This is a genomic window from Mesorhizobium sp. WSM4306, assembly GCF_007003975.1.
Classification (GTDB): domain Bacteria; phylum Pseudomonadota; class Alphaproteobacteria; order Rhizobiales; family Rhizobiaceae; genus Mesorhizobium.
In genome coordinates, this window is the sequence record NZ_VFTC01000031.1 from 1 (window position 1) to 21,819 (window position 21,819).

Genomic DNA, 21,819 nt, shown 5'->3' on the forward strand with positions numbered 1-21,819 from the left:
CAGGTGACGTGAACAATCACCAGCCTGCCATGACCGCCCTCTCTCAGCGAATTTGCAGAACTCTCAGTACACTACCCGCTGTCGGCCCCAATGCTGCCGGGCGGCTTCGCGCCTCATGTGGGCCATAGAGGCGAACTTTGCCTCCGCCCGGAAGCGGACACTGCAATTGACCACGCTGAAGGTCGTGGTCGCGCCAGAGCCTGCAAAGGCGCAACTTGGTACACGAGCGCGAACATTCCGCCGCGGAAACAACTTGAAGAAACGCTTCGCGACCCATAGCATGCCGCGCCATGGTGAAATCTGATCGGGAGGTCAGTGAGATCGGTCGGGTTTTTGAGCCAGTGCAAGGTAGGGAGGACAATAATTATGGCTTCCGAAGTACAGGCAAACAACGGCGTTAACGTAGAGGCGCTGCTCGGCGCACGCGAAGCGCTTACCAACGCCCCGGAGGCCGCGCAGTTCAAGTGGCGCGCGGCCTGCGAATGGAAGGATGGCACCCATAGCCACTCGTCGGTCGAGAGCTTCTACGGTCTCGGCGAGGACCAGCATCGCAAGACCACCTTCACATTCGATGCAGACCATCCGGAGGTCTTCGCTTCCCAGGACAAGGGCGCCACGCCCGTCGAATACGTGCTGGTCGGACTGGCGAGTTGCCTGACCGCCGGCATCGCCGCGGTTGCCCAGAACCGGAACATCCAGTTGAAGTCGGTGAAGGCGACCATCGAAGGCGACATGGATCTCGCCGGAATACTCGGCATCGACAGCGACGTGCGCAACGGCTTCAGCGGCATCACGGTGAAATACAACATCGACGCCGACGCCAAGCGCGAGGACATCGAGGCTATCGTCGCTCAGTCGCAGAAGCGGTCGGCGGTCTATGACATCGTCACCAATCCGACGAACGTCACGGTCGTGGTGAATTGAAAGGCGCTTCGAACCGTAGACTCTCCTGATGAGAGGGTGCGATTAGTTCCGTCACCACAGTGATCGTCGGCGCGGGGCACGCGGGGCTCGCGATGAGCCGCTGCCTCGCGGAGCGCTCTATCGACCATGTGCTGCTGGAGCGCGGCGAGATCGCCAATACCTGGCGCACCGAGCGATGGGATTCACTGCGGCTGCTCACCCCGAACTGGCAGAGCCGGCTGCCGGGCTTCCGCTATGACGGCGACGATCCCGACGGCTACCGGACGATGCCTGAGGTGATCGACTTCCTCGGCAACTATGCCAAGGTGATCTCGGCTCCGGTCAGAACCCACACGACCGTTACCTCGGTTCGCAGCGACGGGGCGGGATATCTTGTGCGCACGGACCGCGGCGAGTGGCGGTGTCGGACCGTCGTGCTGGCGTCTGGCGCGTGCAACATCGCGCGCCTGCCCGACGTCGCCAGCCGCGTGCCGCCGTCGGTCGCCATGCTGACGGCACAGTCCTACCGCAATCCGCGTCAGGTCGCCGACGGTGGCGTGATGGTGGTGGGCGCGTCGTCGAGCGGCACCCAGATCGCACAGGAGCTGCAGCGTTCGGGGCGTCAAGTGACTCTGTCGGTGGGCGAGCACATCCGGGCGCCCCGCGTCTATCGCGGTAAGGACCTGGAATGGTGGATGGACGCCGCCGGCGTGCTCGACGAGCGTTACGACGAGGTGGACGACATCAGGCGGGCGCGACGGGTTCCTTCGCTGCAGCTTGCCGGCACGCCCGACCGCACCACCCTCGACCTCAATGCGCTCGACGACCTCGGCGTCCGCCTCATTGGTCGTCTTGCCGGCATCACCGAAGACGGCAAGGCCCAGTTTGCGGGGTCGTTGCGCAACATGTGCGCGCTTTCCGATCTCAAGATGGCCCGGCTGCTCGACCTCATCGACGAATGGGCGCGCGCCAACGGCCTGGACGCTACGGTCGGGCCGCCGGATCGCCCGCCGCCGACCCGTGTCCAGGACAACCCGCCGCTCGGCCTCGATCTCGCCGGAGGCGCTATTAGGACGATCATCTGGGCCACCGGCTACCGGCCGGACTACTCCTGGCTGGAGCTGCCGGTCCTCGATCGCAAGGGCCACGTCCGTCACGACGGCGGTGTAGTGGAACGTCCGGGCCTGTACCTGATGGGCACGCAGTTTCTGCGCCGCCGCAAGTCAGCTCTGATCGACGGCGCTGGCGAAGACGCGCGTGATCTCAGTGATCATCTGGCATCGTACCTCGGGCAAAATTCAGTCTGCTAGCAGCATCAACGTCTGAGACCCCAGAGGGAACAGGTTGGTTGCCGCGACAACCCGAATTCTGCGCCCCTGCAGTCATATTCCCAAATGCAGCTTTGGCTTCCAGAAGGGGCGGAACAACTCAATCTTGGGACAGCGGTTCATCACCACTTTCAAGCCCGCTTCCTCCGCCAACCGGGCGGCGGCGTCATCGCGCACCCCAATCTGACCCCACAGAACCTTGGCATTGATGGCGATGGCCTCCTGTGCAACCTCCAACAGATCTTCGGAGCGGCGAAAAACCTCAACCATATCGACAGGCCGGTCGATGGCCGCCAGCGACGCGTACACCTTGAGCCCTCGAATTTCATCCAGACCGGGACTGGGGTTGACCGGGATCATGTCGTAGCCGGTTTCGTGCAACACCCTGAGAACACCATAGGAAAACTTGGTCTTGTCGGGGCTGGCCCCAACCATCGCGATGGTTTTGACCGATTTCAGAATGTCTTGCAGATAAGCCTCCGAATAGGGCTCATCATGATTCATATGGGTCATTTCTTTGCTTCCAACGGGGTCGCAATATCGGCTTTCAATTCATGAGCGGCCAGCGGGTCAAGGAAGGGGTTGCGATAGAGCTTGTCGTGGCTCTCAACGCCGACCTCCAGCGTGCAGTCGCTCATCGGGCGGGCGACGCAGAGGATTATGTAGCCATTGTTGATCTGGCGGTTGTTCAGCGCCCGCTGCGCCTTTTGATCGACTTTGCCGCTGATTATCTTGGCCGCACAGGTGATACAGCCGCCATACTTGCACCCGTAGGGCAGGTCCACGCCATGCTCGCGCAAGCTTTGCAGCAGGGGCTTGCGGTGATCGACGTCGAAGGCCGCACCGCCTTGATTGGCGAGGGTGATGGTGAAGCTGGTCATACCCAGATGTCACTCGTGCAATCACCGCCGGGATAGCGGGTTTCGTGACAGCGGCTTGGTCCATTTGGTTCCTTGCCGAAATCGACGACAAACAGCGGATCGATTTCCATGCCGCCGTTTTCAGTATCGCAATTGACCATCAGCATGCATCCGCCATTGGTGCGGATTTCCGGATAGAACTGATTATCCCAGGTCGAGAAGAGTGAGGTCGTCACATAGAGGCGCTTGCCGTCGAGGCTGAGCTGTATCATCTGAGGCCCGCCAGTCACTTTCACGCCATTGACCTCAGGCGCACGGCCGAGAAGTCCGCCCATCCACACTTGTCCGGTAAGCTTGGCGTTGTGAGGGTCCGAGATGTCGTATTGACGAATGTCGCCATGCAACCAGTTGCACAGATAGAGGTGTCTATCGTCCATGCTGAGCAGAATGACCGAGATCACGCCCGGTATTGGTATCGGCCATTCGGGATGCGGCTCATTGCCGACATCGACAATTTTTTCCCATTGCCAGTCACCCGCCGCATCCTTCCACCAATGGATGATATTTGCGGAAAGGGCCGCGCCAACAAAGCCGTGACTGCTGTCGGGGTTATGATGGAATCGCACTTCCAGTGGGATCAAGCCATCTTCACCGAGATAGAATGTTTGCTTTGGCTCCTTCTTTTCAAAATCCCAGAAATGGATCTCTCGGCCATATTTCAGATGACCAACTTCTTCCAGGTCAAAGCCAGGCATGAAGGTATTAGGCGCGGCCCATTCCGAGCTGACCATTACGTTGTGTCGCGGCTGGTACCAGAAATCATAACCAAACTTGATACTGCCCATGGAGTTTTCCCAGCGGCCGACAACCTCGAACTCTTTGCTGAGTTGCAAATAGCCGCCTGGGGCATTGCCCTGGGCGTCACCAAGCATGGAAACGATGATGTCCGAGCCGAGGCAATGCACCGTGTGTGGCGCCGACAGGTTGGTCCTGGCTTTGATTTCAGCGCCGTCTATCACCTTGAACAGTGTCGGGCTGCGCGGATCGGTACCGCAATCGATAATATGCAGATTTGACGAGCGCACACCCGGCACGATCAGATATTTCCTCTCCATGCTCGCATCGCCGTGGCACGACGAACAGGCATTCCAGCCCGAGTGATGAAGCTCATCGCCAATGCCCGGCATTTGCAAACGCGAAATCACCTGGCTGTAGGTCGAACTCTCCGGGTCGACATCGATGGTGCACAGATAGTCCGGCTTCTGAATGCCCGTGCCGGTGTAGATGGCAATCGTATAGAGCAGCTTTTCGCGAGGTGCCGTCATCGCCTCGGCTGGAGAAGCATAGCCCGGTCCACAGCAATGATTGGTCATGGGTACTTCCCTTTGAACAGATCACTGATCAGCCCCAACGGGGTCGAGCTGGAATGTTAGTGCATGCTTGGCATTGGCGCTATGGCCGGGGTGGCTTGTGAAGTGCGCACGTGACGTACAACTTGGCGACAGAGCCCCCGTGGGGCGCCACGTATTGACCGCCCGAGGGTTATTGAGAACCCTTGCAGCGGCTCAATCATCATCGGAGCGTATGGCAGCGAACCATAACCGGGTCAGCAACTGGTTAGGTCACGTCGATATACGCACGGCGCTTAAAGGTCCGCTTCTGGCCTTCCGAGCCTCGAAGCCGCCATTCCGCTTTCGGCCCCAAAGGCGACATCAGAACATCTGCTCTGCAAAGACCGCTTCTGGCGCCCTCTGCGACGTTCGTTGGCACCACAGGTAGCAGGCTCGGTCCTGAAATCATTGAAGATTTTTTGGACTGGGCGCTACCAAAGGTTCATGTTTTTGTTGTGATTTCAATAGCTTATAGGTAGGTTGGTAGCGGGAGAGGGACTTGAACCCCCGACCCCAGGATTATGATTCCCGTGCTCTAACCAACTGAGCTACCCCGCCATGGCGGCGAAAGGCCCGAAATCCACCTTAAATCGAAAGGCATTTCGAGGCGTTCGCCAAGGTCGCGCGGATATAAGGTTGGGAGGGCGAGCCTGTCAAGCATCGATGCGTCAGGCGCGCCGGCATATTGTCGCCGGCGAAAAGCTTTGCCGGGCAGACATCTGAGGCCAGAGCCTGTTCCACCCCGATTGCAGTCGGGATGGGGCTCTAGTCTTTTGTTTGAGCATGGTCTCTGGACAAAACGGGTACCCCGTTTGTCCGTGAAAACCGGTTCCCACTTTTAGGGACCATGCTCTTGTCGCCGGGGTTGAGTTCGGCGGGGCACGTCGCTATGTCTCGGCCAAGAAATCTAGAGTTTGACGCTGATGAAGCCGCGCATTGCAGTCCTCGGTTGCGGATACTGGGGCAGCAACCACATTCGCACCCTCAAGGCGCTTGGCGCGCTGCATGCGGTTTCCGATGCCAATCGGGCGCGGGCCGAAGGTTTTGCCAGCGAGCAGGACTGCCTGGCGATCGAGCCGGATCAGCTGTTCGTGCGCGACGATATCGACGCCATCGTCATGGCGCTGCCGCCGCAATTCCATGCCGATCTCGCCGTACGCGCCGCTGAAGCCGGCAAGGACGTGCTGGTGGAAAAGCCGATCGCGCTGACGGTGCCCGATGCCGAACGTGCCGTGCAGGCGGCAAAGGATAATGGCCGCGTGTTCATGGTTGGTCATGTCTTGCGCTTCCATCCCGCCTTCGAGACGCTGAAGGCGCTGATCGACAATGGCGAGCTCGGTGAAGTCCGCTACATCCATTCGCACCGGCTCGGCCTCGGCAAATTCCACACCGAGAACGACGCGCTGTGGGATCTGGCGCCGCACGATCTGTCGATGATCCTGGCCATCACCGGGACCGAGCCGATCGAGGTGCGAGGCGAGGGGGCGGCACTGCTCGACAACCTCAGCGACTTTGCGCATCTGCATATGCGCTTCCCCAATGGATTGCGCAGCCATCTCTTCACCTCGCGGCTCAACCCTTACCGCGAGCGGCGGCTGACCGTCGTCGGCACCAAGGCGATGGCTGTGTTCGACGATGTCGAGCCATGGGAGCGCAAGCTTGCCGTCTACCGCCACGCAGTGTGGCAGGACAGCGGCCAGTGGGCTTTCACCACCAACGAACCATCCTATGTCGCGGTCGGCCAAGGCATGCCGCTGACGCGCGAACTCGAGCATTTCATCCAGTGCATCGAGACGCGCGCCGAGCCGCGCACCAGCGGCGAGGAAGCCATCAGGGTGCTGCGTATCCTGACGGCAGGCACGGTCACCCACACCAAATCCTGAGACCGTTTGGAAATTCTAAAGCGCGTCGCGCTCAAACGGATTCAAGCGACGCGCTTTAAGTCTTTGTTTTGATGCATGTCGTTGTCCCAGAACCGCAGCACACTTCTGGGCGACATGCATTAGTCCGGCGGCCAACGGTCTCCGAGAAAGTAGTGTTTACTCGGCGGGAACCTGTGCCGGCCTGGCGGCAAGCCGCGTCAGCATTGCTTCGGCCTCGGCGCCGCGCTCGGAACGCTCGATGAAGCCGCCACCGAAGACGCGGGCCTCGTTGCCGTCATCGGAATAGAGCACGCAGGCCTGTCCGGGCGCGATGCCGGACTCGCCGTCGACCAGTTCCACAAAGGTGCTGCCGGCGCGGTGATGCAGTACGGCCGGGCGCGGCGGCCGCGTCGAGCGGACCTTGGCAAACAGCTCCATGCCGGCGGCCGGGATGTCTGACAGCGCGCCATCGCCCAGCCAGTTCATGTTGCGCAGGTAGATCTTGTGCGTCTCCAGCGCCTCGCGCGGGCCGACAATGACGCGCGCCCGGTCGGCGTCGAGATGGACGACGTATAGCGGTTCGCCTGACGCAATGCCGATGCCGCGGCGCTGGCCGATCGTGTAGCGCAATATGCCGTCATGGCGGCCAAGCACGCGGCCGTCGATATGGACGATATCGCCCGGGTTGGCGGCAGCCGGCTTTAGCTTGGCGATGATATCGGAATACTTGCCCTGCGGCACGAAGCAGATGTCCTGGCTGTCCTGCTTGGCGGCGACGGTCAGCCCCATCTCTTCGGCAATGGCGCGCACCGCGGGCTTCGACAGGCCGCCGAGCGGAAAGCGCAGATAGTCGATCTGCGCCTGCGTGGTGGCAAACAGGAAATAGCTCTGGTCGCGGTCGGCATCGACCGGCCGGAACAGCGCACGGTGGGCGCCATTGGCGCCGGAGCGGATATAATGGCCGGTGGCGAGCGCGTCGGCGCCAAGGTCCTTGGCGGTCGCCAAGAGGTCGGCGAACTTTACCGTCTGGTTGCACGACACGCAGGGGATCGGCGTTTCGCCGGCGACATAGCTCTCGGCGAACGGATCGATGACCGCCTTGCGGAAGCGCTCTTCATAGTCGAGCACGTAATGCGGGATGCCCAGCGTCTCCGAAACGCGGCGGGCGTCGTCAATATCCTGGCCAGCGCAGCACGAGCCGGCCCGGTGCGTTGCCGCCCCATGGTCGTAGAGCTGCAGCGTGACGCCGACGACATCATAGCCTTCGCGCTTCAAAAGACCTGCGACGACGGACGAATCGACACCGCCCGACATGGCGACGACGACGCGGGTGTTTTGCGGGCTGGCGGGAAGATCGAGGCTGTTCATGGTTCTTTCGTTCTGCGCGGCGCTTCAATGGCAGTGGCGCGAATATAGGTCAACCACATCAGCGGCGCCAGCTTTGCGGCAGCGCCGATTTGGCGGGAAATTGCGCGCCTGCCGGCCGTTCACTCAAATGCCGACGAAAAGACTAACGCGGCGTTCATGATCCTTACCTAGTCATTAGGGTTCGCTTAGGCAATTTTTAAAGCTGTGGCGGTAATGTGGTGGGGATTGGGTCTTTGAGTTTTTTGTAGAGAGTACGATGACCGATCTTGTTAGACCGCGAGTCAAATATGTTATCGGGCCTGACGGCAGCCCTCTTACGATTGCCGATCTGCCGCCGACGAATACACGTCGCTGGGTTATCCGGCGCAAGGCGGAAGTGGTTGCGGCGGTGCGCGGCGGGCTTTTGAGCCTCGACGAGGCATGCCAGCGCTACAAACTGACCACCGAGGAATTCCTGTCCTGGCAGGCGTCGATCGACGAATACGGCCTTGCCGGACTGCGCACGACGCGCATCCAGCAATACCGGCACTAGAGCCAGGATCTCAACAGAAAAGGGCGCGGTAACCGCGCCCTTTTGCCTGTCGTAAAGCCTGCTTCAGACCGTCAGCACCACCTTGCCGATCGGCCTGGTGGCGAGAAAGGCGTGCGCCGCGCCCGCCTGTTCGAGCGGAAAGCTCTTTGCCACATGGACGGCAAGCTTTCCCGCGTCGACCAGTTTGCCAAGCTCAAAGAGGCCTTCGCGGTCAGGCACCACAGACATGCGCTCGACGCGGATGTTTCGCGCCGCAGCCTTGGCCCGGGTGGTGTCGTGGACGTTGAGCAGCGACACCAGGACGCCACCGTCCTTCAGGACTGTCAGCGATTGGTCGGCATGGTCGCCGCCCATCGGGTCCAGAACAAAATCGAGGTCGCGGACCTCGGCGGTGAAATCGCCCTTGGTGTAGTCGATGACCTCGTCGGCACCGAGCGAGCGGACGAAATCGAGTTTCTTCGGGCTGGCGGTGGCGATGACATAGGCGCCGCGCGCCTTGGCGATCTGCACCGCCAGATGGCCGACGCCGCCGGCCGCGGCATGGATCAGCACGCGCTGGCCGGGCTTCAGGCCACCATGGCGGACAAGGCCTTGCCAGGCGGTCAAGCCGGCCAGCGGCAGCGCGCCGGCGTGATTGTGATCGATGGTTCGCGGCTTTGGCGCGATTTCATCGGCCGGGATGACAGCGAGTTCCGAATAGGCCGCGGCCTGTTTGGGAAAACGCGGCATGCCGAACACGGTGTCACCGACCTTGAGGCCGCCGTTGACGCCCGGGCCCACCGCCTCGACGGTGCCTGAAATATCCCAGCCAAGGGTGAAGGGCGGTTCGCCCAGCAATGGATAATAGCCGGCGCGCACCGCGCCATCGACCGGATTGATGCCGGCTGCGTGCACGCGGACCAACACTTCGCCTGATTTGGGCGAGGGGGCGGGACGATCGGCGATGACGAGGACGTCGGGTCTGCCGACGGAATTCTGGACAATGGCACGCATGGGATATCTCCTCCTGATTGGGTTCATATGCCGCTATCATTTGGATAGTAATATTCTCTTGTCTAGTATGTACCTTTTCTATATAAAGGAACCCCATGGATAGTGATAATGATTGCGGCTTCGGCTATGATGCCTTCCAGCGGACGTGCCCTTCGCACGCCGTGCTCGAAATGCTGGCCAGCAAATGGGTCTATCTGGTGGTTTGCGCATTGCGCCGCGGCCGGATGCGCAATGGCGAACTGGCCCGCAGGGTGGAAGGCGTCACGCCCAAAATGCTGACGCAGACGCTACGCGTTCTCGAGCGCGACGGGCTGGTGCGGCGTGAAATCTTTCCGGTCATCCCGCCGCGGGTCGAATATGAATTGACGGAACTTGGCCAGAACCTGGCGGGGCTGCTCACCCAGATACGGTCCTGGTCGGAAGAGCATGTGCCCGACATCAAGCAAGCGCGGGCTAGGGCAGCGGCGAACCAGGAAGCGGAATTACAGGCACAGGCCTGAAGTTGCGGCCGCCTGCGGCCAGATCAGCAGCGCGGGATCCCTTTGGCGCGGCTACCCTCAAGGCGCGGCGTCAGTTGCTGCCGGCTGGATCAGATACAGTCTTCAGCCGATCATGGCGCTGCGGCCGCCGAGTTCCGCATCGCGAATCTTGGTGTCGCGCGATTCCAGCATCTCGGCCTTGGAAAGCTCCGCTTCAGCTTCGCCGAGTAATGATTCGGCAGCGCTTCGCTGTTGGGCGAGGTCGCTTTGCGAGTTTCTGAGGTTGTCGCGACGCAGACGCGCCGCTTTCGCGAAAGTTGGATAGGCAAAATGACTGATGTCGGTGATGCCCGCCTTCTTTTCTTCGGCGGTGATCTGAAGCTCCAGTTCAACAGCCATGCGCTCGAACTCGGCGATCATCGTGTCGAGCTGCAGCAGCTGCCGCCGCTTCTCATTCACCTGAAACTGCTTCAGCCGAACGAGGTTTTCACGTGACTTCATGATTCGGTACTCCCGGAAACGCACACCTGCACATATCGTCCAATCTGCTCGCCAGGGCCTGGCGACACCCGTATCCACCGGCATTCCCCGAACTATGGGAAACAAATTCCTAAAGTTTTTTGCCGGCGGTAACCATTCGTTTACGGGCATTGTTAATCATAAGGGCGAGGACTTAAGGCCGGGTAAAAATTCCGGCTCCCGATACGGAAGCCGGCCAGCGAGTCCCCTGAGTCACTTAGTCCAACTTATTAATGTGTTGCATTAGCGATTTGGTTCTGTGATTCATCATTAGATTCAAGAGGGTGTAGAAAGCGGTTAAAAAATCTGGTACCGTTCTGGGTGCGGAATTAGGTTTTGTTAACCATTCGATGGCAGCCTTCTGTTCAGGCAATCACTGCTCCGGTCCCGGATGGGTCGTGACATGGTCCGGCGGCAGAAAAGGGGAATGAAATGCGCGTTCTGCTGATAGAAGACGACAGTGCAACCGCTCAGAGCATCGAGCTGATGCTCAAATCCGAAAGTTTTAATGTTTATACGACCGACCTCGGCGAAGAAGGCGTCGATCTCGGGAAACTTTATGATTACGATATCATTCTTCTCGATCTCAACCTTCCCGACATGTCAGGCTACGAAGTCTTGCGGACACTTCGCCTCTCCAAGGTGAAGACGCCAATCCTGATCCTATCCGGCATGGCCGGCATCGAGGACAAGGTGCGCGGCCTCGGCTTCGGCGCCGACGACTATATGACCAAGCCGTTCCACAAGGACGAGCTGGTCGCCCGCATTCACGCCATCGTGCGCCGCTCCAAGGGCCATGCCCAGTCGGTCATCACCACCGGCGATCTGGTGGTCAATCTCGATGCCAAGACCGTCGAAGTTGGTGGCCAGCGCGTGCATCTGACCGGCAAGGAATACCAGATGCTGGAGCTGCTCTCGCTGCGCAAGGGCACCACGCTGACCAAGGAAATGTTCCTCAACCACCTCTATGGCGGTATGGACGAACCGGAATTGAAGATCATCGACGTCTTCATCTGCAAACTGCGCAAGAAGCTCGACGCCGCGTCCGGTGGCCAGAACTACATCGAAACGGTCTGGGGCCGTGGCTATGTGCTGCGCGAGCCGGAAGACATCCGCGTCAGCGCCTGACCGAATCATCTGATTGAATTTAATGTAAAAAACCCGGCTCAGGCCGGGTTTTTTTGCTGTCCCTTCCGTTCGAGCACGAGCCGAATCAGGCGGCGATCTTCAGGGTACGAAAGCGTTCGAGCAGTTGCGGCCGGTTGAACGGCTTCAAGAGATAGCCCTGGGCGCCGGCGCGCTTTGCCTTCATGATCGAGGCGACATCGACTTCGACCAACGAAATCAGGATCTGCGGCTTGATCGCGCTTTCCATGGCGCGGACCCGGCGGATGACATCGACCGCCTGCATGTCCGGCAGGGCGCCGTCGACGACAATCACATCGGGCATCTCGGCAGCGCACATCTCGACCGCGTCAAGTCCGGTGGCCGCTTCGATCACCACCATGTCGGAGCCGCCAAGAATCCGTTTTGCGACCTTCCTGATCACACTCGAATCGTCGACAAACATGCAGCGCTTCATTTCCGGGTCCTCTTTGCCTTGGGTCGAACCGGCGGCATCCGGGGTATCGGAATACACCTTACCCCGATCTGGTAAAGAAGCCGAAAAGCCGTTAGGTAAAGTTTTTGCAAAAATGTCGTTTGCGCGCCGTGCCGGCGGACGCGTCGCCGACGAAGAAACTTGGCTGTTCTGAATTTCGGCCAAGCCCGCAAATATCAGCGGGAAAAGATACTTGACTTGTTCTTGGCTGTCGGCCGAGCCGGCGACGACTTCGGGTCGTCAGACCGCGGACAGCACGATCTCTTCGGCGGTCGCGTGGATCGAGATTGTCATGTTGGCCTCACGCGCAAGAAGCAGCGTGTAATAAGGCTGGACCGAATGGGCGTCGATCGGCTCCTCGGGCTTGTTGCCGGAATGGAGTTCGAGGAATTTTGGCGGCACGCGCAGCATCGGGCCGCTTGCCGCAAGCGCAAAGCGCGGCTCGGTGTCGAGGTTTTCCAGTGTAACCACCAGCTTGCCGCCGCGCGGGATGGCGGCGTTGGCGACGAGCAGCAAATTGAGCAGCAGCTTGACCTTGTTCTTGGGCAGCAGCGCGCGAACGCCGTTCCAGACCAGTTCCGGCTTCTCGTTCTTCAGGAACGCGATGGCGACGGACTCGGCATCGCCGGTGTCGATCATCATGCCGGCCGAACCTGCGGCGCCGAAGGCGATGCGGGCGAACTGCAAGCGGGCCGAAGCGTTTTTGGCGCTCTGGCGAATCAGCTTCATGGCGTCTTCGTCGGCGCCGCCCTCGTCGAGGAGTTCAAGGCCGTTGTTGATGGCCCCAACCGGCGAAATGATGTCGTGGCAGACGCGGCTGCACAACAAGGCTGCGAGATCGGGTGCGGAGAGAGAGAAAAGCTCGGCCATCGGCGAAAATCCCTGCAAAAATTCATATCCTGGTGGCCTCGCGAGCGACCGCCGCGCCTCACCCACCCGAATCACGCTCTTTCCCCAGCGCTTCTGAATACACAGCGCCCGAGCGTGCAGCAACAAATCCACAATTCTCGTCAGCAAAAATGGCGTGTTTGCACAGGATGGGAGCCCGCACAGACGGTCAGACAGCCTTCGAACCGCCATGTTCATGTGGAAGGTTAATGGTTGAAAAAGGATTACGGCATAGTTTGCCCGTAACAGTCATCCTTAACGGCCGCCTAAAGAGCCGGACGGGTGCGAGGCATCGGCGAAAGTGCTCCCTGACGGAGATTGGAAGCATGGTTTCCCGATTCTACGACCGGACCTTTGTCCGTGTCTTCTTCATGGCGATTGCCCTCATGGGCGCGCTCGCCTTCTCAACCTCTGCGTCGCGGGCGCAGGAATACACCGCTCAGGAGATCGTCGATTCCGGCCACAAGTTCTTCGGCGCGACGTCGGGCGGTCTCGCCACCGTCGTCGAGAAGATTTTTGCCTCCTACGGACTGCCCAATGGGTATCTGCTCGGCGAAGAGGGTTCCGGCGCGGTGATCGGCGGCCTGACCTACGGCGAAGGCACGCTCTACACCAAGAATGCCGGCGACCATAAGGTGTTCTGGCAAGGTCCGTCGCTCGGCTGGGATTTCGGCGGCGAGGGATCGCGGGTGATGATGCTCGTCTATAATCTCGACGACGTCAGCAATCTCTACAATCGGTTCGGCGGCGTTGCCGGTTCCGCCTATGTCGTGGCCGGCGTCGGCTTCAACGTGTTGCAGAACAACAGGGTGCTGCTGGTGCCGATCCGCACCGGCGTCGGCGCGCGGCTTGGCGTCAATCTCGGCTATCTGAAGCTGACGCAGAAGCCGACCTGGAATCCCTTCTGAGCGATTCCGACCACAGGTCGACCCGATCAACAGGTTCTGACCCGATCAAGCTGCGGCATACTCTTGCCGCAGCGCTGGATTTGCGTCATGCGAACATGGCAAAGTCCAGACTTGGCGGTTGTCGGCTAGCGGCCCGCCTGTAACGGGTAGTCACCTTGGTTCAGTCGATCCTGTTCTTCGCCCTCGGCTTTCTGTGCGCCGGCTTTCTGGCGCTGCTGGTTGCGCCGGCCATCTGGCGGCGGGCGGTCGCGCTGACGCGCAGGCGTGTCGAGGCGTCGGTGCCGCGAACGCTGGCCGAGATCCAGGCCGACAAGGACAGCTTGCGGGCCGAGTTCGCCATGACGACGCGCCGGCTCGAAATCAGCGTCAAGACGCTGCGTGAGCAGGCCAATGAGCAACTGGTCGAAATCAGTCGCGGGCGCGAGGCGCTGAAAGGCCTGGCGGTCGAGCGGAAGGACAAGAAGCAGGCGCTTACCGAGCTCGGAGAAAAAAACGAATTGCTCCTGCATCGCGAGCAGCAGATACAGCAGCTGACGGACAAGCTGGTGCAGGCCGAGCGCATGATGGAAAAGCGCGCGCTTGAGCTCGAAAAGCTCGAGCACATGTATGACGACGCCTCCTTCTCCTCCAGCAATCGTCAGATCGAACTGGTGGCGCGCGAATCGGAATTGGAAAAGCTCACCAACGACATTTCGGTGCTGCGCGGTCAGCGCAAGGAAGCCTACAAGCGTCATCAGGAAGTTGTCGCCGAGGGCAAGGCCACGCGCGATTCTCTGAAAGCCGAGACAAAAAGAACCGCCGATCTCGAGAAGAAGCTCGAGCGCCTGCTCGCCACGCTTGCCGATCGCGAGGAGAAGCTCGATCGCCGCGAAAAGGAACTGGCGCGGCTTCGCGAACGGTTGAAGGGCGAGAACGCGGGAGGCGCCGTGGCTGCTGGCCTTGTTGGCGCGCACGACAATGCCCCTGCCGGCAATGACGACGTTGACAAGGTGCTGGCCAAGCTCGAAGGCGATCGCGAGCGGCTGGAAGCCAGGCTGACGACGCTGGCCCGTGAGAACAGGCGGCTGAAGACGGAGCTTGGCGGTTCCGAAACCACGAGAAATGGCGACGACGGGCGCAGCGCCGGTGATGCGTTGCGCGAACAGATGAACACGCTCGCGGCAGAGGTCGTCAGCCTGACCGCCAAGCTCGAAGGACCCGATTCGCCGATCACCAAGGCGTTGGCTGCGCCGCAGGAAGCGAGATCGGGAACCATCAGCCTCGCCGATCGCGTGCGGGCGCTGCAAAAGGCAGATTCGGCGGGCTGAGCTTCAGGCCGCTGGCTTGCGCCCATAGCAGGCCATTCCCATGTTGACGTCATGATCGTCTATGGCGCGCTTGTAATCTCGTCGCTCCTGCTCTGGTTCTGTCATCCGATGCTTTTTGAGGTGTTGGATGCTGTTGCGTCGCTGTTCGATGCGATGGCAAGAGATCGCGAAGCGACCGGTGCTCCTATACCGTTGGCCGACGAGATGGAGACTTTCAGGATCGAGGCAGCGCCCAGCGAGGCCGGCACCACGCGTGTTATCCCGAAATCTGTTTAGCCCTTGATTGGATTGGCTCTGACCAACAGGCGGCACGCATCAGTGCGAAAAATGATGTAGTGCAATCGCTGAGGCGGCGGCGACATTGAGGCTGTCGAAGCCTTGCGCCATGCCGATCCGCACGGTTTGCAGGCGAACGAGCAGGCTTTCGGGCAGGCCTTCCCCTTCGGTGCCGAGATAGAGCGCCAGCCGGTTCGTCCTCTCTGCGTCACGAATATCGGCCGCGCCACGTGGCGACAGCGCAAACTGGCTGAAGCCCCGCTGGCCGAGCGCGGTGATGAAACCGATCATGTCATCAAACGATGCAAAGGGAACCTTCAGCGCTGCGCCGACGGAGACGCGGATCGCCTTGCGATACAGCGGGTCGCAACAGGTGGCGTCGATAAACACGGCATCGGCGCCGAAGGCGGCAGCGTTGCGGAAGATCGATCCCATATTGTCATGGTTGGCGATTCCGATGAGCACGACGATCAGCGCGTTGGCAGGCAAGGTGTCGAGCAAGGCCTCTGCGGGCTGTGGCGCGCCCTTGCTGCCGATCGCCAATATGCCGCGATGCATGTGGAAGCCCGCGATCCTGTCCATGATGTCGCTTGTCGCCACGTAAACCGGCAGGTCGGCAGGGGCCTTGCGCAGGATGTCGTCGAGCCCGGCCAGCCGGTTTTCCAGAACCAGGACCGACTCGGCGGCGAAGCGTCCGGCTGACAGCAGGACGTCCAGCACCACCTTGCCTTCGGCGACGAACCGGCCATGGCGGCCGGTGAGATCGCGTTCGCGGATATCGAGATAAGCGGCGATCCGCGGATCGCGCGCGTCGTCGATCTGGATCGGACCCATCAATACCTCGGCCGGCGAAAAATCGTCAGCGAGGTAAGGAGCGATCGGAGCCGCAGGTCAAGTCCCGGCGCGGCGCAGACGCGTTGCCATCTGGGACAAGTCGCCGGCGCCGAAAATGCCGTCCAGCATGCGCAAGAGATCGCGCACGGCGTCCGACTTGCACGAATAGTAGATCATCTGCCGGTCGCGGCGGGTCTCGACAAGATCGAGCGCCCTGAGCTTGGCCAGATGCTGCGACAAAGCGGACTGACTGAGCACCACCTTTTCGGCGATGGCACCAACCGACATTTCACCGTCGGCCAGATAGCTCATAATCAAAAGCCGCTTTTCGTTGCCCATAAGGGTCAGAAATGCGGCCGCCGATTCGGCATTGGCGATTAGTTTGGTCGAGACCATGCCCCATGTTTCCCTGCTCATCCGAACGCTATGGGGGCAAATAGCGTTAGGTGCTATAATTCAGCTGTGGATCGCGCTGCTGATTCAGCGTCGTATGAATCGTAGATCATTTCGCCCAAATCTCAAGACATGCTTTTGATTCATGACGATTATCCTTGCGTAGCCGGCATACGTCCGGTCTTGGCCATGTCGACAAGAACGGCCCGCAGGTCGCTTGCGGTCTTCAATGGTTGCGGAAAATAGACCCGACAAACCGTGTCGCCCGATGCCAGGTCCATGCCCTCGGCATCGAAGCCGGTCATGGTCCAGCCATCACCTTCGGCCTTGGCAAAATGATGGGCATAGACAGTGATCGCGTCGAGATGGTCGGCATTCATGTGGTCGAGGGCGGACTGTTCGCTGGCGGCCAGCTCCTCGACGATCGGCCCATCGGTGATGATATCGGCACGGTCGAGCAGATAGGCCTTGCCGAAACCGCCATTCAGGCTGGCGCGCTCCGGCTCGAGGCGGAAGATCGAGAAATCGCCGAGCCCGGCATAGAGTTTTGCCTTGGGGTTGCGGTTGAGATAGCGCCGCTCGGCGCGGGCATGCGCGCCCGAGCCGCGCCCAAGCGGCTTGGCCTTGCAAACCAGTGTTATCCTGGGGTGCGCCAGCGGATCGCCCCTGCCGGGTTCGCCAACAAGCAGCGAGCAACGCGGCTCGGCAAGCATCGCCCCGGTGTGGGCGGAGAGCGCCGAGACAAGGATCAGCGGCGCGCCATCGATGTCGGTGGCGACGCCGACCCTGGAGGCCAGCGGCGAACCGGTCTTGGGCTCGATCACCGCCAGCGCGCCGAAACGGGCGCTGCGGATCAAGGTTGTTGCCAGCCTGACCGCCTCGGCATCCGTCGCCCGAATGACGTCCTTTTTCGGCTCGTCCAAGATCTTCACCGGGTTAAGCTGATTTTCCTCGTCCAGTTATTGGCCAATCAGGCCGGATTTGACAAGCGCTGTGATCTCGTCTGCCGAAAAGCCGAAGCGCGCCAGCACGTCTTGCGGCCGCTGGTCTTCCTCGACCAGTGTGGCGGCGAGCGACGGCTGCGACGAGGAAAAGCGCGGCGCAGGTGCCGGGCGTTCGAATGCGCCCGTCTTCACAAATGCGTGACGAGCACGATTATGCGGATGATTCCTGGCCTCCGTAAGCGACAAAACCGGCGCGACGCAAGCGTCGGTCCCCTCGAACAGACCGGCCCAGTCGTCGCGCGTCTTCAGCCGGAACCGGTCGGTGATGGTAGCGCGCATGTCCGGCCACAACGCCTTGTCGTACTGGCCGCGGACAAAATGCTCGCCGAGTGGCAGCAGCCTGGCGAATTCGGCGAAGAAGCGCGGCTCAAGGCAGCCGACCGCGACGTGGCGTGCGTCCGCCGTCTCATAAGTGTCGTAGAAGGGGGCGCCGGAATCGAGCAGGTTGGCGCCGCGCCTGTCGCTCCACAGGCCGGCCGCCATGAAGGCGTGTATGGGCGCCGCCAGCATCGAGGCGCCCTCGACCATTGCCGCGTCGACCACCTGACCCTTGCCGGAGCGCGAACGCTCAAACAGCGCTGCGAGCACGCCGGCGATCAGCATCATGGCGCCGCCGCCATTGTCGGCGATCAGGTTCAGCGGCGGCGGCGGCCGGCTTTCCTCCCGGCCGATGGCATGCAGCACACCGGAATAGGCGAGGTAGGTGATATCGTGGCCGGCGCGGCCGGCCAGCGGCCCGTCCTGGCCGAAGCCGGTCATGCGGCCGTAGATCAGCGCCGGGTTGCGCGCCAATGCGGCATCCGGGCCGAGACCGAGCCGCTCCATGACACCCGGACGAAAACCCTCGACCAGCAGATCGGCTTTCTTAACGAGACCCAGCACCAGCTCGATGCCTTTCTCTTGCTTGAGGTCGAGGCGCAGGATGGAGCGGCCGTGGCGGTCGAGATTGTGCGCATCGGAGAGCCGCAGCAAAGGCTGGTCCGATCCGGCGCGCTCGATGCGCAGCACATCGGCGCCCATCTCCGACAGCATCAGCCCGGCCAGCGGCACGGGGCCGAGCCCGGCCATCTCGATGACTTTCAGACCGGCGAGGGGGCCGGTTTTCACTGCGGCTGCGCCGGCCGCCATGGCCGTCTATTTCGGCGCCATGCGGATGGCGCCGTCGAGACGGATGGTTTCGCCATTCAGCATCTGGTTCTCGACGATGTGGAGGGCGAGCGCCGCATATTCGGACGGTTCGCCGAGGCGGGACGGGAACGGCACGGCCGCACCAAGCGAATCCTGCACCTCCTGCGGCATGCCGGCCATCATCGGCGTCTTGAAGATGCCTGGCGCGATGGTGCAGACGCGAATGCCGGAGCGCGCGAGATCGCGGGCAACCGGCAGCGTCATGCCGACGACGCCGCCCTTGGAGGCGGCGTAGGCGGCCTGGCCGATCTGGCCGTCATAGGCGGCGACCGACGCCGTGTTGACGATGACGCCGCGCTCGCCGCCCTGCATCGGTTCGAGCTTGGCGGCGCGATCCGCGACGAGGCGGATCATGTTGAAGGTGCCGATCAAATTGATCTCGATCACCTTGCGGTACTGGTCGAGCGGATGCGGACCATCCTTGCCGATGGTCTTCACGCCAATGGCAATGCCGGCGCAGTTCACCAGGATGCGCGCCGGCCCAAGCCTTTTTTCTACTTCGGCGACCGCGGCCGCACCGCTGTCGGCGCTGCTGACGTCACACTGGATGGCGGTGCCGCCAATGTCGCCCGCCACCTTCGCCGCCCGGTCGATGCCGATATCGAAAATCGCGACGCGGGCGCCCTTGTCAGCGAGCGCGCGGGCGGTTGCCTCGCCGAGACCGGAGCCGCCGCCGGTTACGATCGCAATCTGGCCGTTCGGGTTCATGCCGCGTCCTCCCTGCTTTTGCGGTCATGCTACGGAGGTCACTGCCATGGTGCAACCTGACCAGTTAATCGAGAGGCCTCGATCGACTGGGATCAGGCCATCGCCAGAACGTTCTCGGCAATCCTGGCAAGGCTGGCATGGCAGACCTCACCGGAAAGACGCGCCACGGCGCCAGGCAGGATCTCGTGCGACAGCAGCCGGTCGAGGTCGACCGGGCGTGGCATGGAGATCTGGCCGCGCGGGATCTTTCTGAAGCCGAGCGGGCCGTAATAGGGCTCGTCGCCGACAAGGATCACCGCCGGCGCGCCGGCCTTGGCCGCCGCCTCCAGCGCGATCGCCACCAGCCGGCGGCCGATGCCGAGATTCTTGAACGCGGGGCGTACGGCAAGCGGGCCGAGCATCAGTGCGCGGCCGGCGCCGGCGGCGATGCGGGTCATGCGCACCGAAGCAACGACGATGTCACCATCGACGGCAACAAAGGACAGCGAGCGCTCGTGGCCGCCGGCCTCGCGGATCTTGTAGGCGGCCAGCACGAAGCGACCGGGGCCGAAGGCTTCGTCGTTGATGGCTTCGATTTCGGGGTCATGCGCCGGAGTTTCCGGCAGGTATTTCACGTCGGCAAGGCTCATGGTCTTTGCGGTCCGATATACGAGGAAGGTTGCTGCAAGCGGCAGCGTTCGCCAGTCAGCGCTTTCTAAGCGCGGGCGCCCTTTCGTCGTCGGTCAAACCGTATCGAGGTAAAGTCGAACATGCGGAGTGTCCGCTAGCATCATTTTTCGGCCGCTGCAATCGGTCGCTTTTATCAGGCATTTCGGACGAGTGACGCTCTGTTCAGCAGATGACGACTTCGACATTGCCGCTTTGCGCCTACATTGGCCAAGACACGCAAGGAGATTTCGCATGGGTTTGCTGGTCGAAGGCAAATGGCAGGACCGCGCGGCCAAGGTCGATAGCGGCGGCAGGTTCATCCGCGCCGAGACGCAGTGGCGTGACTGGATCACGCGTGATGGCGCGCCAGCTAAAGGCCGTACGCGCGGCTTCAAGGCCGAACCGGGCCGTTACCATCTTTATGTCTCGCTCGCCTGTCCGTGGGCACACCGCACGCTGATTTTTCGCGCGCTGAAGAAGCTCGAAGGGATCATCTCGGTTTCGGTCGTGCATCATTTCCTCGGTGCCGACGGCTGGACTTTTCTGGCCGAGGACGGGGCCACCGGCGACACGGTCTACGGCCTCGATTTCCTGCATCAGATCTACACCAAAGCCGGTCCCGCCTATTCGGGCCGGGTGTCGGTTCCGGTGCTGTGGGACAAAAAGGAACAGACCATCGTCTCCAACGAATCCGCCGAGATCATCCGCATGCTCAATTCCGCCTTCGACGACTGGGGCGATGCCAGCGTCGATTTCTATCCGCCGGCGCTGCGCGCCGAGATCGACAAGGTCAATGCACTGGTCTATCCAGCCATCAACAATGGCGTCTACCGCGCCGGCTTTGCCACCACGCAAGCAGCCTATGAAGAAGCCTTTGGAGAGCTGTTCTCGGCACTCGACACTCTGGAGGAGAGGCTGTCAAAACAGCGCTATCTCATCGGCGAGCGCATCACCGAGGCGGATTGGCGGCTGTTCACGACGCTGGTGCGTTTCGACCCGGTCTATGTCGGCCATTTCAAATGCAATCTGCGCCGCATCGCCGACTATCCGAACCTGTCGAACTATCTGCGCGATCTCTACCAAGTGCCCGGCGTCGCCGGCACGGTGAACCTGCACCACATCAAGACGCATTACTACGGCAGCCACGAGAGCATCAACCCGACGCGCATCGTGCCGGTCGGCCCGGAGCTCGACTACGCCGCGCCGCATGACCGGGCGCGGTTCAGGAAGGCGGCGTGACGCCAAATCCAATCGAGCGCATGGCGCACTACGTTGCGATTTCAGCAGCGAGAGTTATCGCAGCAGCTAATGCTGTCGGAGAACTCTGGCCTACCAGTGCGGCGATGCCGGGTACTCACCAAAAATCTCAGCGATGCGCCGCAACGTCGCCGGCGTCGTGCCTTCGGGCAGACGATCAAGCGGGAAGAAGCCGGCTTCGGCGATCTCGTGGTCCGGCAGTTTCGGCGCCGTCTGGCTGAAGTTCTCAATCAGGTACAAGGCGACATGGTCGCGGCGGCTGGAGCGGCGGTTGAAATGCATCGATTTCAGCACCGGCGGGGCGGTGAGCGCGATGTTGCCTTCCTCGGCCAATTCCCGCGTCAGCGCTTCGCCAAGCGTTTCGCCCAGCTCGACGCCACCGCCCGGCAATTGCCAGCCGGGGACGTAAGTGTGGCGGATGAGGAAGACGGAGTTCGACGCGCGATCGTGGATCAGGCCGCGCACACCAAGCGTCATTGGCCGCCGCAGCAGGAAATAGAGATGGAACAACCTTGCCCTGAAGCCCGCCCAACTGGTCTGGCGAAACGCCTGCTCCGGATCCGATATCGCCAT

General features: G+C 61.4%; 26 protein-coding genes and 1 tRNA gene. 11 read left to right on the plus strand and 16 right to left on the minus strand.

What is annotated here, in order from left to right; all coding sequences use genetic code 11:
• Window positions 1–366: 366 nt before the first annotated feature.
• Both FJV77_RS27010 and FJV77_RS27015 read left to right on the plus strand, forming a co-directional pair.
• The gene (locus FJV77_RS27010) at window positions 367–924 is read left to right on the plus strand and encodes an OsmC family protein (protein ID WP_023679231.1); all 558 of its coding nucleotides are present in this window, start codon (window positions 367–369) and stop codon (window positions 922–924) included.
• 59 nt (window positions 925–983) lie between these two features.
• Window positions 984–2,213 (plus strand): NAD(P)-binding domain-containing protein, encoded by a 1,230-nt coding sequence (locus FJV77_RS27015; RefSeq protein ID WP_281408605.1) that lies wholly within the window; start codon window positions 984–986, stop codon window positions 2,211–2,213.
• 72 nt (window positions 2,214–2,285) lie between these two features.
• On the opposite strand, the gene FJV77_RS27020 is transcribed toward FJV77_RS27015, so the two are convergent.
• From FJV77_RS27020 to FJV77_RS27035, 4 genes are all read right to left on the minus strand, one after another.
• Window positions 2,286–2,735: a CoA-binding protein gene (locus FJV77_RS27020; protein WP_185970445.1), complete on the minus strand. Its 450-nt coding sequence runs from the start codon at window positions 2,733–2,735 to the stop codon at window positions 2,286–2,288.
• 5 nt (window positions 2,736–2,740) lie between these two features.
• On the minus strand, window positions 2,741–3,112 hold the full coding sequence (locus FJV77_RS27025; RefSeq protein ID WP_142869577.1) for a 2Fe-2S iron-sulfur cluster-binding protein: 372 nt from the start codon (window positions 3,110–3,112) through the stop codon (window positions 2,741–2,743).
• Window positions 3,109–4,464 carry a selenium-binding family protein gene (locus FJV77_RS27030; protein ID WP_142869578.1) on the minus strand — a complete coding sequence of 452 codons (1,356 nt, stop codon included), beginning with the start codon at window positions 4,462–4,464 and terminating at the stop codon, window positions 3,109–3,111. The genes FJV77_RS27025 and FJV77_RS27030 overlap by 4 nt, the downstream gene beginning before the upstream one ends.
• A 499-nt stretch (window positions 4,465–4,963) precedes the next feature.
• Window positions 4,964–5,040, minus strand: a tRNA-Met gene (locus FJV77_RS27035).
• 365 nt (window positions 5,041–5,405) lie between these two features.
• On the opposite strand from FJV77_RS27035, the gene FJV77_RS27040 reads away from it, so the two are divergent.
• The gene (locus tag FJV77_RS27040) at window positions 5,406–6,365 is read left to right on the plus strand and encodes a Gfo/Idh/MocA family oxidoreductase (protein WP_023683623.1); all 960 of its coding nucleotides are present in this window, start codon (window positions 5,406–5,408) and stop codon (window positions 6,363–6,365) included.
• Window positions 6,366–6,521: 156 nt separating this feature from the next.
• Here the strand turns inward: FJV77_RS27040 and mnmA are convergent, their stop codons facing one another.
• Window positions 6,522–7,712 carry a tRNA 2-thiouridine(34) synthase MnmA gene (gene mnmA / locus FJV77_RS27045; RefSeq protein WP_142869579.1) on the minus strand — a complete coding sequence of 397 codons (1,191 nt, stop codon included), beginning with the start codon at window positions 7,710–7,712 and terminating at the stop codon, window positions 6,522–6,524.
• 256 nt (window positions 7,713–7,968) lie between these two features.
• Here mnmA and FJV77_RS27050 point away from each other — a divergent pair, with 256 nt between their 5' ends.
• Window positions 7,969–8,244 carry a DUF1153 domain-containing protein gene (locus FJV77_RS27050; RefSeq protein ID WP_013529904.1) on the plus strand — a complete coding sequence of 92 codons (276 nt, stop codon included), beginning with the start codon at window positions 7,969–7,971 and terminating at the stop codon, window positions 8,242–8,244.
• A gap of 63 nt (window positions 8,245–8,307) precedes the next feature.
• On the opposite strand, the gene FJV77_RS27055 is transcribed toward FJV77_RS27050, so the two are convergent.
• Window positions 8,308–9,237 carry an NADP-dependent oxidoreductase gene (locus tag FJV77_RS27055; RefSeq protein WP_142869580.1) on the minus strand — a complete coding sequence of 310 codons (930 nt, stop codon included), beginning with the start codon at window positions 9,235–9,237 and terminating at the stop codon, window positions 8,308–8,310.
• A 95-nt stretch (window positions 9,238–9,332) separates the two neighbouring features.
• Between FJV77_RS27055 and FJV77_RS27060 the strand changes: the two genes are divergently transcribed.
• Window positions 9,333–9,737 (plus strand): helix-turn-helix domain-containing protein, encoded by a 405-nt coding sequence (locus FJV77_RS27060; RefSeq protein WP_142869581.1) that lies wholly within the window; start codon window positions 9,333–9,335, stop codon window positions 9,735–9,737.
• Window positions 9,738–9,839: 102 nt separating this feature from the next.
• Here FJV77_RS27060 and FJV77_RS27065 read toward each other — a convergent pair whose 3' ends face one another.
• A complete protein-coding gene (locus FJV77_RS27065; RefSeq protein WP_142869582.1) occupies window positions 9,840–10,217 on the minus strand; it encodes a flagellar export protein FliJ in 378 nt (125 codons plus the stop codon).
• 450 nt (window positions 10,218–10,667) lie between these two features.
• On the opposite strand from FJV77_RS27065, the gene ctrA reads away from it, so the two are divergent.
• A complete protein-coding gene (gene ctrA, locus FJV77_RS27070; RefSeq protein WP_006203583.1) occupies window positions 10,668–11,363 on the plus strand; it encodes a cell cycle two-component system response regulator CtrA in 696 nt (231 codons plus the stop codon).
• Between the two features lie 85 nt (window positions 11,364–11,448).
• Here the strand turns inward: ctrA and FJV77_RS27075 are convergent, their stop codons facing one another.
• Window positions 11,449–11,817, minus strand: a complete 369-nt coding sequence (locus FJV77_RS27075) for a response regulator (RefSeq protein WP_142869583.1) — start codon at window positions 11,815–11,817, stop codon at window positions 11,449–11,451.
• Between FJV77_RS27075 and FJV77_RS27080 the strand changes: the two genes are divergently transcribed.
• A complete protein-coding gene (locus FJV77_RS27080; protein ID WP_142869584.1) occupies window positions 11,804–11,989 on the plus strand; it encodes a hypothetical protein in 186 nt (61 codons plus the stop codon). The two genes, FJV77_RS27075 and FJV77_RS27080, sit on opposite strands and share 14 nt — an antisense overlap.
• Before the next feature lie 86 nt (window positions 11,990–12,075).
• Here the strand turns inward: FJV77_RS27080 and FJV77_RS27085 are convergent, their stop codons facing one another.
• The gene (locus FJV77_RS27085; RefSeq protein WP_142869636.1) at window positions 12,076–12,705 is read right to left on the minus strand and encodes a histidine phosphotransferase family protein; all 630 of its coding nucleotides are present in this window, start codon (window positions 12,703–12,705) and stop codon (window positions 12,076–12,078) included.
• A 389-nt stretch (window positions 12,706–13,094) separates the two neighbouring features.
• On the opposite strand from FJV77_RS27085, the gene FJV77_RS27090 reads away from it, so the two are divergent.
• The 3 genes from FJV77_RS27090 (at window position 13,095) to FJV77_RS27100 (ending at window position 15,214) form a co-directional block, all read left to right on the plus strand.
• A complete protein-coding gene (locus FJV77_RS27090) occupies window positions 13,095–13,631 on the plus strand; it encodes an EipA family protein (RefSeq protein ID WP_246691399.1) in 537 nt (178 codons plus the stop codon).
• A 155-nt stretch (window positions 13,632–13,786) separates the two neighbouring features.
• Window positions 13,787–14,938, plus strand: a complete 1,152-nt coding sequence (locus tag FJV77_RS27095) for a hypothetical protein (protein WP_142869586.1) — start codon at window positions 13,787–13,789, stop codon at window positions 14,936–14,938.
• 51 nt (window positions 14,939–14,989) lie between these two features.
• On the plus strand, window positions 14,990–15,214 hold the full coding sequence (locus FJV77_RS27100; RefSeq protein ID WP_142869587.1) for a hypothetical protein: 225 nt from the start codon (window positions 14,990–14,992) through the stop codon (window positions 15,212–15,214).
• A 39-nt stretch (window positions 15,215–15,253) separates the two neighbouring features.
• Here FJV77_RS27100 and FJV77_RS27105 read toward each other — a convergent pair whose 3' ends face one another.
• The 6 genes from FJV77_RS27105 to FJV77_RS27130 all read right to left on the minus strand — a co-directional run bounded on the left by FJV77_RS27105 (window position 15,254) and on the right by FJV77_RS27130 (window position 19,970).
• Window positions 15,254–16,048 (minus strand): RNA methyltransferase, encoded by a 795-nt coding sequence (locus tag FJV77_RS27105; RefSeq protein WP_142869588.1) that lies wholly within the window; start codon window positions 16,046–16,048, stop codon window positions 15,254–15,256.
• Window positions 16,049–16,105: 57 nt separating this feature from the next.
• Complete coding sequence (locus tag FJV77_RS27110; RefSeq protein ID WP_142869589.1) at window positions 16,106–16,444, minus strand: metalloregulator ArsR/SmtB family transcription factor; 339 nt, start codon at window positions 16,442–16,444, stop codon at window positions 16,106–16,108.
• 149 nt (window positions 16,445–16,593) lie between these two features.
• Window positions 16,594–17,364 carry a HugZ family protein gene (locus FJV77_RS27115; protein WP_142869590.1) on the minus strand — a complete coding sequence of 257 codons (771 nt, stop codon included), beginning with the start codon at window positions 17,362–17,364 and terminating at the stop codon, window positions 16,594–16,596.
• Window positions 17,365–17,400: 36 nt separating this feature from the next.
• Window positions 17,401–18,552 carry a CaiB/BaiF CoA-transferase family protein gene (locus FJV77_RS27120; RefSeq protein ID WP_246691395.1) on the minus strand — a complete coding sequence of 384 codons (1,152 nt, stop codon included), beginning with the start codon at window positions 18,550–18,552 and terminating at the stop codon, window positions 17,401–17,403.
• Window positions 18,553–18,579: 27 nt separating this feature from the next.
• A complete protein-coding gene (locus FJV77_RS27125; protein ID WP_142869592.1) occupies window positions 18,580–19,341 on the minus strand; it encodes a 3-hydroxyacyl-CoA dehydrogenase in 762 nt (253 codons plus the stop codon).
• A 92-nt stretch (window positions 19,342–19,433) separates the two neighbouring features.
• Entirely contained in the window at window positions 19,434–19,970 is a 537-nt protein-coding gene (locus FJV77_RS27130) for an N-acetyltransferase (protein ID WP_142869593.1), read from the minus strand.
• Window positions 19,971–20,241: 271 nt separating this feature from the next.
• On the opposite strand from FJV77_RS27130, the gene FJV77_RS27135 reads away from it, so the two are divergent.
• Window positions 20,242–21,228, plus strand: coding sequence for a glutathione S-transferase family protein (locus tag FJV77_RS27135; RefSeq protein ID WP_142869594.1), 987 nt, complete (start codon window positions 20,242–20,244; stop codon window positions 21,226–21,228).
• Window positions 21,229–21,318: 90 nt separating this feature from the next.
• On the opposite strand, the gene FJV77_RS27140 is transcribed toward FJV77_RS27135, so the two are convergent.
• On the minus strand, window positions 21,319–21,819 hold the full coding sequence (locus FJV77_RS27140; protein ID WP_185970443.1) for an NUDIX domain-containing protein: 501 nt from the start codon (window positions 21,817–21,819) through the stop codon (window positions 21,319–21,321).

Excerpts from the sequence above, each read along its gene's own strand:
- FJV77_RS27020 (WP_185970445.1), bottom strand. The coding sequence starts at position 2,735 with ATGAATCATGATGAGCCCTATTCGGAGGCTTATCTGCAAGACATTCTG.
- FJV77_RS27060 (WP_142869581.1), top strand. The coding sequence starts at position 9,333 with ATGGATAGTGATAATGATTGCGGCTTCGGCTATGATGCCTTCCAGCGG.
- FJV77_RS27105 (WP_142869588.1), bottom strand. The coding sequence starts at position 16,048 with ATGGGTCCGATCCAGATCGACGACGCGCGCGATCCGCGGATCGCCGCT.
- FJV77_RS27065 (WP_142869582.1), bottom strand. The coding sequence starts at position 10,217 with ATGAAGTCACGTGAAAACCTCGTTCGGCTGAAGCAGTTTCAGGTGAAT.
- FJV77_RS27110 (WP_142869589.1), bottom strand. The coding sequence starts at position 16,444 with ATGGTCTCGACCAAACTAATCGCCAATGCCGAATCGGCGGCCGCATTT.
- FJV77_RS27075 (WP_142869583.1), bottom strand. The coding sequence starts at position 11,817 with ATGAAGCGCTGCATGTTTGTCGACGATTCGAGTGTGATCAGGAAGGTC.
- FJV77_RS27140 (WP_185970443.1), bottom strand. The coding sequence starts at position 21,819 with ATGGCGATATCGGATCCGGAGCAGGCGTTTCGCCAGACCAGTTGGGCG.
- FJV77_RS27055 (WP_142869580.1), bottom strand. The coding sequence starts at position 9,237 with ATGCGTGCCATTGTCCAGAATTCCGTCGGCAGACCCGACGTCCTCGTC.
- FJV77_RS27125 (WP_142869592.1), bottom strand. The coding sequence starts at position 19,341 with ATGAACCCGAACGGCCAGATTGCGATCGTAACCGGCGGCGGCTCCGGT.
- ctrA (WP_006203583.1), top strand. The coding sequence starts at position 10,668 with ATGCGCGTTCTGCTGATAGAAGACGACAGTGCAACCGCTCAGAGCATC.
- FJV77_RS27010 (WP_023679231.1), top strand. The coding sequence starts at position 367 with ATGGCTTCCGAAGTACAGGCAAACAACGGCGTTAACGTAGAGGCGCTG.
- FJV77_RS27090 (WP_246691399.1), top strand. The coding sequence starts at position 13,095 with ATGGCGATTGCCCTCATGGGCGCGCTCGCCTTCTCAACCTCTGCGTCG.
- FJV77_RS27135 (WP_142869594.1), top strand. The coding sequence starts at position 20,242 with ATGGGTTTGCTGGTCGAAGGCAAATGGCAGGACCGCGCGGCCAAGGTC.
- FJV77_RS27130 (WP_142869593.1), bottom strand. The coding sequence starts at position 19,970 with ATGAGCCTTGCCGACGTGAAATACCTGCCGGAAACTCCGGCGCATGAC.
- FJV77_RS27040 (WP_023683623.1), top strand. The coding sequence starts at position 5,406 with ATGAAGCCGCGCATTGCAGTCCTCGGTTGCGGATACTGGGGCAGCAAC.
- FJV77_RS27080 (WP_142869584.1), top strand. The coding sequence starts at position 11,804 with ATGCAGCGCTTCATTTCCGGGTCCTCTTTGCCTTGGGTCGAACCGGCG.
- mnmA (WP_142869579.1), bottom strand. The coding sequence starts at position 7,712 with ATGAACAGCCTCGATCTTCCCGCCAGCCCGCAAAACACCCGCGTCGTC.
- FJV77_RS27030 (WP_142869578.1), bottom strand. The coding sequence starts at position 4,464 with ATGACCAATCATTGCTGTGGACCGGGCTATGCTTCTCCAGCCGAGGCG.
- FJV77_RS27025 (WP_142869577.1), bottom strand. The coding sequence starts at position 3,112 with ATGACCAGCTTCACCATCACCCTCGCCAATCAAGGCGGTGCGGCCTTC.
- FJV77_RS27050 (WP_013529904.1), top strand. The coding sequence starts at position 7,969 with ATGACCGATCTTGTTAGACCGCGAGTCAAATATGTTATCGGGCCTGAC.
- FJV77_RS27085 (WP_142869636.1), bottom strand. The coding sequence starts at position 12,705 with ATGGCCGAGCTTTTCTCTCTCTCCGCACCCGATCTCGCAGCCTTGTTG.
- FJV77_RS27100 (WP_142869587.1), top strand. The coding sequence starts at position 14,990 with ATGATCGTCTATGGCGCGCTTGTAATCTCGTCGCTCCTGCTCTGGTTC.